Genomic DNA, 16,530 nt, shown 5'->3' with positions numbered 1-16,530 from the left:
GGGGGCCTTGTGGTCACTCAGTCCGTCACCGGGGTCGAGTCCCAGTCCGGTCACACCGCACGACTGGCAGCGAGGGGCGTCACGGTCGGGTACGGCGCCCGGACCGTCATCGACGATCTCGACGTGGCCGTACCCCCCGGCGTGATCACCACCATCATCGGCCCCAACGGCTGCGGAAAGTCGACCCTGTTGCGGACCCTGTCCCGGCTGCTCAAACCGTCCAGCGGGACGGTCGTGCTGGACGGGGACGACATCGCCCGGCTCAGGACCAGGGACGTGGCGAGGAAACTCGGCCTGCTGCCGCAGGCGCCGGTCGCGCCCGAGGGGCTGACGGTGGCCGACCTGGTCGCCAGGGGCCGCCATCCGCACCAGAGCTGGCTGCGGCAGTGGTCCTCGGACGACGCCGACGTGGTGGAACGCGCGCTGGCGATGACCGGGGTGTCCGACCTGGCCGACCGCCCGGTCGACGCGCTGTCCGGCGGGCAGCGGCAGCGCGTCTGGATCTCGATGACCCTGGCCCAGGGCACCGATCTGCTGCTGCTGGACGAGCCGACCACCTATCTCGACCTGGCGCACGCGGTGGACGTGCTCGATCTGGTCGACGATCTGCACGAGTCGGGGTGCACCGTGGTGATGGTGCTGCACGACCTCAATCTGGCCGCGCGCTACAGCGACAACCTCGTCGTGATGAGGGCCGGGTCGATCCTGGCGCAGGGGCATCCCCGTGACGTACTGACCGCCGAGTTGCTGCACGAGGCGTTCGGACTGCACGCCAAGGTCATCGACGACCCGGTGGGCGACCGGCCGCTCATCGTCCCGATCGGTCGCACGCACGTCCAACTCGACTAGTTCGCCAGAAAGTTACGTAAGTAAGGCTAGGCTTGCCTTACTTCCTTGCGATACGGTTTGCCTGCCCTTACCCGGGGGCGCAGTGGACAGTGCGAAAAGCAAGGGGATTGACGGATGCTCCTCCACAGAACGACGCGCAGGAAGCCATGGCGGCGGGTCGCGGCGCTGCTCTCCGCCGCGACGCTCGGCGTCGGCCTCCTCGCGGGGTGCGGTTCCGGATCGGACTCGGCGGACAAGGGCAGCGACAACTCCTCCACCGCCACGGGCGGCGCCTTCCCGGTCACCGTGGAGCACGCGTTCGGCACGACGAAGGTCACCGAGGCCCCGAAGCGGGTCGTCACCGTCGGCTACACCGACGACCAGAGCGTCCTGGCGTTCGGCATCAAGCCGGTCGGCATGACCGACCAGTACCCGAACCCGGCGGGCCGGAGCCCCGACATCAACACCCAGTGGCCCTGGGTGAAGGACAAGTGGGGCGGCGCCTTGCCCGAGGTCATCATGAAGAACGGTGACTCCGGCCCCAACTACGAGAAGATCGCCGCCCTGCGCCCGGACCTGATCATCGCGGTCTACTCCGAGATCGACCAGGCCGGTTACGACAAGCTCTCCAAGATCGCGCCGACGGTGGCCCGCACCAAGGCCGAGAAGGAGCCGTTCAGCGCCCCCTGGCAGGACAACGCCCTGCACATCGCCAAGGCACTCGGCAAGGCCGAGGAGGGCGAGAAGATGGTGCAGGACATCCAGGCCAAGCTCGACGCGGCCAAGAAGGCACACCCCGAGCTCGCGAACCAGACCGCCGTCGCACTGTCCTGGTACGAGAACTCGGTGGCGCCCTTCACCTCCACGGACGTGCGCGGCCGGCTCGTGACGGGCATCGGCTTCACGTACCAGACCGAGATCGACAAGGTCGCCGACGGCAGCTTCTACACCAAGCTCTCGCCCGAGCGCATCGACCTGGTCGACGTCGACCACATCTTCGTGATCAACGACAAGGCCGACACGGAAGCACTGAAGAAGTTCAAGCTGTTCGCCAACCTGGACGCCGTGAAGAAGGGCAACGTGTCCTACCTGCTGGACAGCGAGGGCCCGGCGGTCGGCGCGGCCATCTCCCAGGGCACCCTGCTGTCCATGCCGTACGCCGTCGACGAGCTCGTGAAGTCGGTGGCCGAGTAGCGATGCCGGTCACCCTGTCCTGTCCCCCGCCCACCCGGGTCGCGGTGTGAGCGCGACCGCCACCCGCCCCGCCCCGGCGGCCCTGCACACGGCGACCGGACGCGAGGCCACCCGATGGGTCGCGAAGCACTGCCGCGAGGTGCCCTGGCTGACGGCCGCCACCGTGCTCACCACGGTGGCCGGCGCGGCGCTCCAGGTGCTTCCGGTCCTGCTGCTCGGCCGGGTGGTCGACGGCGTGGTCGAGGGCGAATCGCGCTCCGTCCTGGTCACCATCGGGGTGCTGACGGGTGCCGCCGCGCTGCTCGGCGCGGCGGCCACCGCGGTGTCGACCTATCTGATCGGCCGGCTGGGCGCCGACCTGCTCGCGCGGCTGCGGGAAGGGGCCGTGCGGGCGGTGCTGGGCATGCCGAGCGCCCGTATCGAACAGGTCGGCCGGGGAGACGTGCTCTCCAGGGTCGGCGACGACGTGGCCGTCATCTCCAAGGGCATCCGTACGGCCATCCCCACGGTGTTCTCGGCCGGAGTGCTGGTCGCCATCGCCACGTTCGGCATGTTCGGGCTGGACTGGCGGCTCGGACTGGCGGGCGCCGGCGCCCTGCCCGCGTACGCGCTGGCCCTGCGCTGGTACCTCCCCCGCTCCGCCCCGCTCTACCGCAAGCAGCGGGTGGCCCAGGCCGACCGCGCACAGGCGTTGATCAGTGGTCTGAACGGCATCGACACGGTGCGGGCGTACCGCCTGGAGGGCGCCTTCCGCGAGAAGGTCACCAGCGAGTCCTGGCGGGTGCGCGATCTCGGTATCGAGGTGTTCCGGTTCTTCGGCCGGTTCGTCGGCCGGGAGAACCGCGCCGAGTTCATCGGGCTGGTCCTGATCATCGTCGTGGGGTACGCCCTGCTGGAGGCCGACGCCGCCACCCTGGGCGAGGTGTCGGCGGCCCCGCTGCTGTTCCACCGGCTGTTCGGCCCCCTGGGCCTCATCATGTTCACCTTCGACGAGGCGCAGAAGTCGGGCGCGAGCCTGACCCGGCTGGTCGGCGTGCTGGGGGAGGCCGCAGAGGGGCGGCTGGTGGGTGACCCGGCCGTCGCGCCGGCGGACGCCGAGCCGTTGCCGGTGACGGTGCGGGGGCTGACGTTCCGTTACCCCGGTGCCGAGGAACCGGTGCTGAGGGACGTCGATCTGACGATCCCGGCCGGTGGTTCGCTCGCGCTCGTGGGTGCGACGGGTGCGGGCAAAACGACCCTGGCCGCGCTGATCGCGGGCATCGGGACTCCCGAGGCCGGGTCGGTGTGCATCGGCGCGACCGACCTGGCGGGTCTCGACGAGGCCGGGGCGCGGGCCCTGGTGAGCATTCTGACGCAGGAGACGCACGTGTTCTCCGGCCCGCTCGCCGACGACCTGCGGCTGTCCGCGCCGGGGGCGACCGACGCCGAGCTGGCGGAAGCGCTGCGCACGATCGGCGCCGACGCATGGGTCCAGGCGCTGCCCGACGGGCTGAACACCACGGTCGGCGAGGGCGGTGAGCGCCTGGACGTCACCAAGGTCGCCCAGATCGCCCTGGCCCGGCTGGTGCTGGCCCGGTCGCCGGTGGTGGTGCTCGACGAGTCCACCGCGGAGGCCGGCAGCGAGGGCGCCGCCGAGCTGGAACGCGCGGTGCTGGCCGCGTGCTCGGGCCGGACCACCCTGTTCGTGGCGCACCGGCTGACCCAGGCGATGGCGGCGGACCGGATCGCCGTGCTGGACGCGGGGCGCGTCGTCGAGCAGGGCACACACGACGAGTTGGTGGCTCTGGGCGGCCGGTACGCCCGGCTGTGGCAGGCATGGCGCGAGGGTAGTTAGGCAAGCCTGAGTCAGGCTGGGCTTACTTTGGTTTCCTTGAAAGGGTGCTGAGTCTTCGATGATGGAACCGAGCGCTCGTCTCGTACGGCTTTCTCCCGCACGCCTGGACGGCGTACGCCGGCGGACCGGCGACTACTCCGACAGGACCATCACCGAAGCGTGCGCCATCGCGCTGTCGTACTGGACGACGGGCCGGAGCCCCGACGGCATCGACCTCACCCCCGGCACCCTGTTCGCCGACGTCCTCGGATGGGTCGACAACGGCGGGGCCGGGCTCGGCGGTTGGGAGGTCGGCGCGGACGGCCGGAGCGTCACCGTGCCCGACGCCGTCGAGCCGGCCGACGCACAGCTCGCGCTGGACGACCTGGCCGACTTCCCGGACCGGCCCCTCGGCACCGTCGGCCCGTCCAGCGTGGCGGCGAGACTCGAACTCCTGGCCCGCTGGAACGACACCGACGCCGACCGCGTCCGCCCGACCATCGTGGAGATGTTCCGCGAGCAGGCGCGGACCAGGCCGGACGCCGTCGCCATCGTCGACGAGCGCCGATCACTGACCTACCGCCAGGCAGCCGAGCACTCCAGCCAGCTGGCCCACCACCTGATCGAACGCGGCCTCGGTCACGAGCAGGTCGTCGGCGTCTCACTGGGCCGTTCCGCCGAGATGGTCGTCGGGCTGCTCGCCGTGCTCCAGGCGGGGTGCGCGTTCGTGCCGCTCGATCCCCAGTGGCCCGCCGCACGCCGGGCCGTCGTCATCGAGGACGCCCGGGTCGTCGTACAGCTCAACGACTTGGGCGAGCACGACCCGGCCGAACCGCCGGCCGTGGCCGTCGACCTCGACGACTGGCGCCACGGTTCCCAGCCCGCCGAAGGGACCGGCGTCACCGTCCACGGCGACGCCCTCGCGTACGTGATCTTCACGTCCGGCTCGACGGGACGCCCCAAGGGCGCCATGATCCGGCACGAGGCGATCAGCGAGCGCCTGCTGTGGCAGGTGAACGAGATCCTGGGCTTCGGTCACGACGACGCCTCGCTGTTCAAGGCGCCGTTGTCCTTCGACATCTCCATCAACGAGATATTCCTGCCGCTGGTGTCCGGCGCCCGGCTCGTGGTGCTGCGGCCCGGCGGCGAACGCGACCCGCACCACCTGCTGAGCGTGATCGCCGAACAGCGCGTCACCTTCACCTACCTGGTGTCGTCCATGCTGGACGTGCTGCTGGAGATCGCCGGCGACTCCGGCCGGCTCGACAGCCTCCGGCACGTGTGGTGCGGCGGCGAGGTACTGACCCCGGAGCTGTACGAGCGGTTCCGCACCAAGCTCGACATCCCCATGTACCACGGCTACGGCCCGGCCGAGACGACCATCGGCGTCTCCCACGTCATCTACCGGGGCGCGGCGGAACGCCTGTCGACATCCATCGGCAAGGCCAACCCCAACACCCGGCTCTACGTCCTGGACGAGGAACTGCGCCCGGTCCCCGTCGGCGTCGGCGGCGAACTGTACGTGGGCGGGTTCCTCCTGGGACGCGGCTACGTCAACGCTCCCGGTCTGACGGCCTCCCGGTTCGTCGCCAACCCCTTCGCCGACGACGGCTCCCGCCTCTACCGCACCGGTGACCTCGCGCGCTTCGCCCCGGACGGATCACTGGACTTCCTCGGCCGCGCCGACAACCAGATCAAGATCCGCGGTATGCGGCTGGAGATCGAGGACGTCGAGGTCGGTCTCGCCGAGCACCCCGGCGTACGGCACACCTGCGTCGTCGCGCGGAAGAACGCGGCGGGCGGCACCTACCTGGTCGGCTACGTCATCCCGGCCGCCGGGAACGAGGACCTGCGGGCGGACGCGGTCAAGGCGTGGGCCGCCGAGCACATGGTCGAGTACATGGTGCCCGCACACATCGTCGTGCTGACGGAGTTCCCGCTCACCGCCAACGGCAAGCTCGACCGCAACGCCCTGCCGGAGCCCACCACCGGCACCGGCACCCTCGTACGGCCCACCACCGAGAGCGAGCGCGCGGTCTGTGCGGCGGCCGCGGCGGTGCTGCGGCTCGAAGAGGTCGGCGTCGACCAGGACTTCTTCCAGCTCGGCGGAGACAGCATCCTGGCCATCTCGCTGCTGACCGCGCTGCGCGACGCGGGCCTCTACGTCACGGCACGGCAGATCTTCACCCACAGCACCGTGGGGGCCCTGGCGTCGGTCGCGAGCCGGGAGGACGTCTCCACGGTCGACCACCGCGATGTCGCGACCGGGCCCGTCGTGGGATCGCCCATCGTGCAGTGGCTCGGCGAGACCACCGACGCGATCGACGGATTCGTGCAGTCGGTCGTGCTGAACACCCCGCCGGACCTGACCCCCGGCGCTCTCGACGAGATCCTCACCGCCGTGGTCCGCAGACACGACATGCTGCGCGCCAGGCTGGTGCGCGCGGACCGCTGGAGCTTCGACATCCCGGAGCCGGACCGGGCCGTCGCCGGATGGGAGGAGAGCGACCGGCCGCTCGACGCCTGCGTCGCACTCGCCACCGACGCCCTGGACCCCGGCGACGGCGTGATGCTGCGCGCCGTCTGGCGGCGCGCGGCGCGGCAGCTGGTCCTGGTCGCCCACCACGTGGTGATCGACGGCGTGTCCTGGCGGATCCTGATGGACGACCTGGCCACGGCCTGGCGGCAGTTCACCTCCGGTACCCCGATCGAGCTGCCCCCGGTGGGCACGTCCTTCCGGCGCTGGACGCACCTGCTGGAGCGCGCCGCGTTCGACGCGGACAGCTCCTACTACTGGCGCCCCCTGCCCGGAGAGGACCGACCGGTGGGCAGGCGCGCGCTGTCCGAGGCGGACACCGTCGCCACGGAGCGACTGCGGACCGTCTCGGCAGGCCCGGCCATCACGGCCGCGCTGCTGGGCGAGATCCCCGCGAGGTTCCACGCGGGCGTCAACGACGTCCTGCTGACCGGTCTCGCCGTCGCGCTCGCCCGATGGCGCCGCGACCTGGGCCAGGACCAGACCTTCGCGCACATCGAACTGGAAGGCCACGGCCGCGAAGCACGGTTCGTGGCGGACTCCGCCGGCTTCGAGCCCGAACTGTCCCGAACCGTCGGCTGGTTCACCACCCTCTTCCCGGTGACCGTCGACCCCGGCACGGCGACCGACCTCACCGCACCCGCATACCTGACCGCCGCCCTCAAGGCGGTCAAGGAGGACCTCGCCCGGGTGCCGGACAACGGCGTCTCCTACGGTGCCCTGCGGTATCTGACCGACACCGAGTTCGACGCGCCCGCACCCCAGGTGCTCTTCAACTACCTGGGCCGCTTCGCCGCGGGCGAGCCCGGCGACTGGCAGCTCGCCCAGGCGACCGGCCAGTTGGGTGAGAAGCGTGATCCGAGGATGCGGCTGCCGCGCGCCCTGGAGTTCAACGCCATCGCCGAACCGGCGCCCACCGGCGAGTACGAGCTGGTCACCACCATCTCCTGGCCCGACGGCATGTTCACCGACGAGGACATCGAGACCATCGGCGAGTACTTCCTGAGCACCCTGGCCGGACTGGCCGCACTCGACCCGCACGGCGGCCACTCGCCCAGCGACTTCGGCCTCGTGCCGCTGACCCAGGCGGACGTCGACGCCCTGGACGGCCCGGCGCTGCGGGACATCCTGCCGCTGACGCCGCTGCAGGAGGGCCTGTACTTCCACTCCGTCTTCGACGACGACTCGGCCGGAGCCTACGTCGAGCAGCAACTGCTCACCCTGGACGGCGAGGTGGACGTCGACCGGCTCGCCGCGGCGGCCACCCGGCTGCTCACGCTGTACCCGAACCTGGCCGCGCGGTTCGTGGCCCTCGCCGACGGCCGCGTCGTTTCCGTACTGGAGAGCGGCGTCGAGGCGCCCTTCACGACCCTGGACCGCCCCGGCATCACCGACGCCGAGCTGCGCGACCTGGCCGAGCGGGACCGCCGCGCCGGATTCGACCTCGCGACCGGCCCGCTGATGCGGTACACCCTCGTCCGCGGTGGCCCCGGCCGGAACGTCCTCGTGCAGACCGTGCACCACATCATCGCCGACGGCTGGTCGGTACCGCCGATGCTCCGCGCCCTGCTCGCCGAGTACCACGCGCCCGGGACCGTATACCCGATCGGCGGCTTCGCCGACTACGTGGCTTGGCTCGCCGGGCACGACGCCGACGAGAGCGACCGGGTGTGGCGAGAGCAACTCGCGGGCCTGCCCGGCCCGTCGCTGGTCGCCGAGGGACACACCCCGTCCGACCGGTTCGCCGACACCGCCGTGCGGCCGGAGCACGACATCGACGCGGCCGCACGGTCGGCCGGCGTGCCGCTGAGCGTGGCCGTGCACAGCGCCTGGGCGGTGACGCTGGGCGGCGTCCTGCACGGCAGGGACGTCGTGTTCGGCTCCACGGTGTCCGGCCGCGACGCGGATGTGCCCGGCATCGAGGACATGGTGGGTCTGTTCATCAACACGATCCCCGTACGCGCCCGGTGGACCGGCACCACCACCGCGCGGGACCTGCTCGCCTCGGTGCGGGAACACCAGGGCGCGGTCCTGCCCCACCAACACGTCTCACTGGCCAGGATCGGCCGCCAGGCCGACGCCGGCTCCCTGTTCGACACCCTGGTGGTGTTCGACGTCGCGACCGACGTGGACGCACTGCGGCGGCCCGGCGACACGCTGCTCGTCACCGACGTCGTCAACGAGGGCGCACCGCACTACCCGTTGACCCTGGTCGTGGAACGCGCGCCCGACGGCCGCCCGCGCTTCAACCTGATCTACGACGGCGCACTGCTGCGGGAGACGACCGCCCGGGCGATCCTGCGCACGTTCACCTCGGCCCTCACCGCCCTCCTCACCCGACCGGACACCCTGGTCGACGACCTGGCCTCCGAGGGCGACAAGCGTCCCGCACACATCACACCGACGACCCTCGGCGCCCTGTTCGACGCCGCCGCGGGGCGCGACCCGGCCGCCACCGCCGTCACCCAGTGCGGTCTCGACGGCCGTACCCGGTCCCTGACCTACGGCGAACTCGCGGAGGCCAAGAACGAGCTGGCCTCCGCTCTGCGCGCCGCCGGGGTCGGCCCCGGCCGGCGGGTCGCCGTCGCCGTCCCGCGGTCCGTCGAGCAGGTCGTCGCCCTGGTAGCGATCGTCGGCGCGGGCGGCGCGTACGTACCGCTGGACCTGGCGTACCCGGACGAACGGCTGGAGTACATCCTCGTCGACGCCGCTCCGCAGGTCGTCCTCGTGGACCGCGAGCAGCGCGACCGCTTCACCCACCTGCTGGCCCGGACGGGCGTGCAGGCCCGCGTGCTCGTCCAGGGCGACCAGATGCTGCCGCAGGCCACCACCGAGCAGCCCCGCCCCGAGGCCGGCCGGCACGACCCCGCGTACGTCATCTACACGTCCGGATCGACCGGCCGGCCCAAGGGCGTCGTCGTCCCGCACTCCAGCGTGGTGACGTTGCTCGCCAACACCCAGCCCCACATGGACTTCGGCCCGCACGACGTCTGGGTCCAGTTCCACTCCTTCTCGTTCGACTTCGCGGTCTGGGAGCTGTGGGGAGCGCTGGCGTACGGCGGTGAGCTGCTGGTGCCGGAGTACGGGCTGACCCGCTCCCCGGTCGACTTCCACCGGCTGGTCCGCGAGCGCGGGGTGACGGTGCTCAACCAGACACCGTCCGCCTTCTACCAGTTCATCGAGGCCGATCGGCATGCCGGCGAGCCCCTGCCCGCCCTGCGCCGCATCATCTTCGGCGGCGAGGCACTGGATCTCGGGCGGCTGCGCGGCTGGGTCGAACGGCACGGCACCGGCTCGCCCGAGCTGGTCAACATGTACGGCATCACCGAGACCACCGTCCACGTCACCCACCGTGTGCTGACCGCGGAGGACTTCGGCCCCGATGACGACGTCAGCCCGATCGGCGGCCCCATACCCGGCCTGGTCACCCACCTCCTCGACGACCGGCTCCGCCCGGTGCCGCCGGGCCGGGTGGGCGCCATCTACGTCGCCGGCGATCAGGTGTCGCTCGGCTACCTGGGCAGGCCCGGGCTCACCGCGGGCCGATTCGTGGCGAACCCCTTCGCGGGTGACGGCTCCCGCATGTACCACACGGGCGACCTCGCCCGCCGCACCCTCGACGGCGAGCTGGAGTTCGTCGGCCGCGCCGACGACCAGGTCCAGCTCAAGGGCTTCCGCATCGAGTTGGGAGAGGTGGAGTCCGCCATCCGGCAACTCGACGGCGTGATCGACGTCGCCGTGACGGTGGCGGACAGCGGGGACCACCTGGTGGCGCATGTGGTGGGCCACGTACCCGACGACCTCACCTCCCGGCTGTCCGAGAAGCTGCCCGTGCACATGGTGCCGGGGCAGGTGCTCACGATCGACGCCCTACCGCTGACGGTCAACGGCAAGCTGGATCGCAAGGCACTGATGGAACGCGCCCCAAGGGGCGCGGGGAACTGCGCGACCAGCCACGACGCACCCGCAGACGAAAACTCAGCTGTAGTCGCACTCGTCGACATCTTCTCCCAGACACTGCCCGGCACCACTGTCGATGCCGGCACCGACTTCTTCCGTGCCGGAGGCGACAGCATCATCGCCATCACGGTCGTCAACCGCGCCCGTGCACTCGGCCTGCCGATCGCCCCCCGGGATGTGTTCCTGCACAAGACACCCCGCGCACTCGCCGAACACCTGGCGACGACCGCACCACAGACGGCCGCCCCCACGCACCGCGAGGACGGCCCGCTCCCCCCGACGCCGATCATCCTGCGCCAACGCGAACTGCGCGGCTCACTCACCCGGTTCGCGCAGGCCAGGACGCTCCAGGCCTCGGACGGCACCGGTTTCACGGACGCCCAGCGCGCGGCCAACGCCGTAGTCGCCGCGCACCCGACCCTGCGCCTGCGCCTGCGCACCGAACACGGGGTGTGGACCCTCCGTACCGAACCCGCCCACGAGATCACCGTCCTGCGCCCGGACACCACCGACCCGACGACCGCCGCCAACGAGGCCGCCGGACGGCTCGACCCCGAGTCGGGGGAGGTCGTCGCCTTCGCGTGGCTGGAGGCGAGCCGGACCCTGGTGGTCACCGTGCACCACCTCGCCGTCGACTCGGTGTCCTGGCTGATCCTGCTCGACGACCTGGCCACGGCCCTGCGCGGTGAGCCGTTGGCCCCGCCGACCACCCCCTACGCCGAGTACGCCGAAGCACTGACGCTCCAGTCGGCCCAGGCCGTCGACGGCCTCGGACACTGGGTCACCACCCTCCGGGCCCCCGCGCTGGTGCCCGCGGTCGAGGGGCTGCGCGAGACCACGGTCGTCCTCCCGCCCGAGCTGACCGACCGCCTGACCCGCACCGCCCCCGCCGCACTCGGCATCGGCCTGACCGAGCTGCTGTGCGGAGCCCTGCGCACCGCGCTGACGCACATCCAGCCGTCACCCACCGACCTCGCGATCGACCTGGAGCGGCACGGCCGGGTCCCGGTGCTCGAGCAGCACGACTACGCCCGTACGGTCGGCTGGTTCACATCCATCGCACCCGTACGGCTCACCGCGCACACCGACCCCGTCGCAGCCGCACGCGAGGTCGTCGAACGCCAGCCGGACGAGCGCGCCCACGTCGCCTACGGGCAGCTCAGGTACCTCAACCCGCAGACGGCCCCACTGCTCGGCACCGCCCGCCCGCAGGTCCTGTTCAACTACCTCGGCCGGGGCAGCGAGTCCCAGGCGGTACACCTCACCGGCGGCGACCAGGGCAGCCCGTACGCCGTCGAGGTCAACGCCTGGCTGGACGAGACCACCGGCAGCCTGCACACGGCCTTCACCCTCGCCGAGGGCATCCCCGACGAGATCACCGAGTACTGGCGCGGCGCACTGGAGCGGCTCGCGGACGCCTCCGTCACGGCCGAGCGCACGGCACCGGTCACCCCGCTCCAGCGGGGCCTGTTCTTCCAGGCCCAGATGGCGGGCTCGGCCGGGCACTACGTCGCGCAGAACTGGTTCACCTTCGACCGGCGCCTGGACACGGGCGCGCTGGCCGATGCGATGGCGTACGTGATCGCCCGGCACCCGGTCGTGGGCGCCGGCTTCACGACCGACTCCGACGGCAGTCCGGTCCAGGTCCTCAAGGCCGGCCGGCGGGTCGACGTCCGCACGATCGAGCTGTCGACGGACGCCGAGGTCGACGTCCTGCGGGCCCGGGACCGCGACACCGGTTTCGACCCGGGCGAGCCACCGCTGATCCGGCTGACCGTGGTGCGGCTGCCCGGCGACCGTGACGGCCTGCTGCTCAGCTACCACCTGCTGCTGTGGGACGGCTGGTCCCGCGAGATCATGCTGCGGGACCTGTTCGACGCCTACGAGGCCGCCGTCGCGGGCGACCCCCTCGACGCGGCCCCTGCCACGCCGAGCTTCGAGGACTACGCCCGGGCGCTCGACGCCAAGGACCCCGCCGTCTCCGAGCGCTTCTGGGCGGAGCACCTGGCGGGCCTTCCCGGCCCCACCCTGCTCGCCGGACCGGCGCCCTCCTTCTCGGACGACCTGCCGCGCGCGCTCGTGCACACCCTGTCCGCCGAACAGTCCGACCTGCTGCGGGAAGCGGCCAGGACACACGGCGTCACCCTGAACTCCGTGCTGACCGGAGCCTTCGGCCTCCTCCTCGGTGCCCATACGGGCCGCGCTGACGCCGTGTTCGGCGTGACCGTCTCCGGCCGGGAGGGCGAGGGGCTGTCCGGCATCGTCGGCGTGCTGCTCAACACCGTGCCCATGTGGACGCGGCCACAGCCGCACGACACGGTCCGCGACTACCTGTCGGCCGTGCAGGCGGCCAGGGTCGAGGCGATGGAGCACGAGCACCTGGGACTCGGCGAGATCCAGCGGGCCAGCGGGCACGACACCCTGTTCGACAACCTGTTCGTGCTCCAGAACTTCCTGGACATGGACGCCTTCGCCGAGATGAACGCCCGGCACGGCATCACCTCGGTGCAGGCCGACGACTCCACGCACTATCCGTTCACCTGGGTCGTCACGCCCGGCGACCGCCTCACCGTCAAGCTGGAGTACCGCGACGAGGACACCGACAACGCCCGTCGCCTCCTCGCCGACTACCTGCGCGTGCTGGAGGACCTGGCCCGGTCGACCGGCCCGGTGGGCGCGCTGCGGGGCCTGGGCCCGGAGCCCTCGCGGGGGGAGCGCACGGACGTCGGCACGGACACCGTCGTCGACCGGTTCGACCGGGCGGCGGACCGCGCACCGGAGCGGATCGCGCTCGTCGCCCACGGTTCGACCATGACGTTCGCCGAACTCCGGGACCGCAGCCGCGCGGTGGCGGGTGTGCTCGCCGGGCGCGGCATCGGCCCCGAGACGAACGTGGGTCTCGCGATCCCGCGCTCCCTCGACTCGATCGTGGCCCTGTTCGCCGTCCTGCGGGTCGGCGCCGCGTATGTGCCGCTGGAGCTGGACCACCCGGACGAGCGGATCGCCGCGATCGTCGAGGACGCCCGCCCGGAGGTGATCCTCACCGTGAGCGCCGTGTCGCCCCGGCTGACCTCGCTGGACGGTGACCTGATCGAGCTGGACCGCCCGCTGCCCGAGGCGGAGCCGTATGTGACGTTCGCACCGGACGACCCGGACCGCCTGCGGCACCCCGCGTACACGATCTACACCTCGGGGTCGACCGGCAAGCCCAAGGGCGTGGTGACCGAGTACGCCGGACTCACCAACATGCTGATCAACCATCAGCGCCGGATCTTCGAACCGGTGCTGGCGGAGCACGGCCACCGGATCTTCCGGATCGCGCACACCGTGTCGTTCGCGTTCGACATGTCCTGGGAGGAACTGCTGTGGCTCGCCGACGGGCATGAAGTGCACGTCTGTGACGAGGAGTTGCGCCGCGACGCGCCCCGGCTGGTCGAGTACTGCCTTCAGCACGGGATCGACGTCGTCAATGTGACGCCGACCTACGCACAGCAGCTGGTGGCCGAGGGCCTGCTCGACGACCCGGACCGCCGGCCGCCGCTGGTGCTGCTCGGCGGCGAGGCCGTCACGCCGACGCTGTGGCAGCGGCTCGCCGAGACCGGGGGAACGGTCGGCTACAACCTGTACGGACCCACCGAGTACACCATCAACACCCTCGGCGTCGGCACCTTCGAGTGCGAGGACCCGGTGGTGGGCGTGGCGATCGACAACACCGATGTCTACGTCCTGGACCCGTGGCTGCGGCCGCTGCCGGACGGCGTCCCCGGTGAGCTCTATGTGTCGGGCATCGGCATCGCGCGCGGCTACCTCGGGCAGCCCGCCCAGACGGCGCACCGCTTCGTCGCCTGCCCGTTCGGGGAACCCGGCGAGCGCATGTACCGCACCGGGGACCTGGTGGTCCGCCGGCCCGACGGCAACCTGATGTACCTGGGCCGCACCGACGAGCAGGTCAAGATCCGCGGGCACCGCGTCGAACTCGGCGAGGTGGAGGCCGTGTTCGCGGCGCACCCGGCGGTGCGGTTCGCCGCCGCGGTCGCCCAGCCGGACCCGCAGGTCGACGGCGCGTACCGGCTGGCCGCCTATCTCGTGCTGGACGGCGCCGAGCTGGCCACGGTCGCCGCGGAAGTCGGCGCCGGGCTGCCGGACTTCCTGCGGCCCACGCACTACGCCCAGGTCGACAGCATCCCGCTGACGGTGAACGGGAAGGCGGACACCAAGGCGCTGCCGGAGGCCAAGCCGCTGGGCGCGCTGACCACGGTGGGGGAGCGGGGACCCGAGACCGAGACCGAGGCCGTGGTGTGCGAGTACTTCGCCGAGGCCCTGGACCTGGACGACGACGAGGTGAGCGCGGTGAGCGACTTCGTGTCCCTCGGAGGACACTCCATGCTGGCGGTGCGGCTGATCGGGCTGCTCCGCCGCGAGTACGGTCCCGTGATCACCATCCGAGATCTGTTCACCCTGCGCACCCCGGAAGCGATTGCCCGCCACCTCGATGACAACTCCTGACACGCAGCGACCCCGCTCGGGGTCCGACATCCTGCGCACCGCACTGCGCCGCAACGTCGGCGCCATGACCGGCGGCACCCTCCTCATGGGCCTGTACCAGGCGGGCGAGACGGCCTTCCCCATCGCGCTCGGCCTGATCGTCGAGCACACGATGCGGGACCGGAGCCTCGGCGCGCTCGGCCTCTCGATCGCCGTACTGGCCGTGATCATCACGACCGTGTCGCTGTCGTGGCGGTTCGGGATGCGCATCCTTCAGAAGGCCAACACGACGGAGGCGCACCGCTGGCGCGTGAAGGTCGCGGCCTGCGGGCTCCAGCCGGTGGCCCGGGACGTCGACCTCAAGTCCGGCGAAGTGCTGACCATCGCCACCGAGGACGCAGACCAGACCGCCGACATCATCGAGGTGGTGCCGCTGCTGATCAGCTCGCTGGTCGCGGTGGTGGTCGCGGCGGTCGCGCTGGGCCTGGCCGACGTCCGGCTCGGCCTGCTGGTGATCGTGGGAACCGTCGCGATCCTGTCCTGCCTGAGTGTGCTGTCCAAGCGGATCGGCACCAGCACCCGGGAACAGCAGGCCCGGGTGGCGCGGGCGGGCGCGAAGGTCGCCGACCTGATCACCGGCCTGCGCCCGCTGCACGGCTTCGGCGGCAACCACGCGGCGTTCCGGTCCTATCGGAAGGTCAGCACGGAGGCGAAGGTCCAGGCGATCACCGTCGCCAAGGTGAACGGCGCGTACGCGGGCACCGCGCTGGCGCTCAACGCGGTACTCGCCGGCGCCGTGACGCTGACGGCGGGCTGGCTGGCGTTCGACGGCCGGATCAGCATCGGCGAACTGGTCATGGCCGTGGGCCTGGCGCAGTTCATCATGGAACCGCTCAAGCTGTTCTCGGAGATGCCGAAGTACGTGATGATGGCGCGCGCCTCGGCCGAGCGCATGGCGCTGGTGCTGACCGCGCCACCGGTGATGACGCCGGGGTCCGGACGCCCGGCCGAGAACGGGGACGTGGAGATCGACTGCGTCCGGTACGGAACCCTGCGCAGGCTGAAGTTCCAGGTGTCAGCCGGGGAGTTCGTGGCGATCGCCGCCTACCAGCCGCGCGCGGCGGCCGACCTCGCGTCGATCCTGGCGGTGAACGTCCCACCCGGCGCGTACGAGGGAACGGTGCGGGTCGGCGGGCGGGGCCTCGCGGACCTGTCCGTCGAGGCGGTCCGCGAGCACGTCCTGGTGAACCCGTACGACGGGGAGATCTTCGCGGGAACGCTCCGCTCGAACATCGACCCGTCGGGCACCAGCCGCATGGTCCCCGAGGCCGTCGAGGCGTCCATGCTGACCGACGTCGTCGCCCTGCACCGCGAAGGCCTCGACTACGGCGTCCGCGACCGCGGGGCGAACCTGTCCGGGGGACAGCGCCAACGGCTCTCCCTGGCCCGCGCCCTGGCCGCCGACAGCGACGTCCTGGTCCTGCACGATCCGACGACGGCCGTCGACGCGGTCACGGAACAGCTCATCGCCCGCAACGTCGCGAAGCTGCGCCGGGGCCGCACCACCATCGTCATCACCAGCAGCCCGGCCCTGCTGGACGCCGCCGACCGGGTCCTCGTCCTGGACGACGGAGTCGTCACGGCTGAGGACACCCACCGGAACCTGCTGGCGACGGACGAGAACTACTGCTCGGCGGTGGCTCGTTGACGGGCC

5 protein-coding genes are annotated in these 16,530 nt (G+C 71.6%); all 5 read left to right on the top strand.

Annotation, left to right across the window (positions count from 1 at the left end; genetic code table 11):
• The first annotated feature begins 9 nt into the window (after positions 1-9).
• The 5 genes from SCNRRL3882_RS04865 to SCNRRL3882_RS04845 all read left to right on the top strand — a co-directional run bounded on the left by SCNRRL3882_RS04865 (position 10) and on the right by SCNRRL3882_RS04845 (position 16,524).
• Positions 10-849, top strand: coding sequence for an ABC transporter ATP-binding protein (locus SCNRRL3882_RS04865; RefSeq protein ID WP_010044885.1), 840 nt, complete (start codon positions 10-12; stop codon positions 847-849).
• Between the two features lie 114 nt (positions 850-963).
• Complete coding sequence (locus SCNRRL3882_RS04860; protein WP_010044887.1) at positions 964-2,022, top strand: iron-siderophore ABC transporter substrate-binding protein; 1,059 nt, start codon at positions 964-966, stop codon at positions 2,020-2,022.
• A 46-nt stretch (positions 2,023-2,068) separates the two neighbouring features.
• A complete protein-coding gene (locus tag SCNRRL3882_RS04855; protein ID WP_010044888.1) occupies positions 2,069-3,856 on the top strand; it encodes an ABC transporter ATP-binding protein in 1,788 nt (595 codons plus the stop codon).
• A gap of 58 nt (positions 3,857-3,914) precedes the next feature.
• A complete protein-coding gene (locus tag SCNRRL3882_RS04850) occupies positions 3,915-14,837 on the top strand; it encodes a non-ribosomal peptide synthetase (protein ID WP_010044890.1) in 10,923 nt (3,640 codons plus the stop codon).
• Positions 14,824-16,524, top strand: coding sequence for an ABC transporter ATP-binding protein (locus SCNRRL3882_RS04845; protein WP_029181526.1), 1,701 nt, complete (start codon positions 14,824-14,826; stop codon positions 16,522-16,524). Before SCNRRL3882_RS04850 ends, SCNRRL3882_RS04845 begins: the two co-directional genes overlap by 14 nt.
• Positions 16,525-16,530: the final 6 nt, after the last annotated feature.

Origin of the sequence: Streptomyces chartreusis NRRL 3882 (assembly GCF_900236475.1) — a bacterium.
Lineage (GTDB): Bacteria > Actinomycetota > Actinomycetes > Streptomycetales > Streptomycetaceae > Streptomyces > Streptomyces chartreusis_D.
This window is presented reverse-complemented; position numbering and strand designations above follow the sequence as displayed.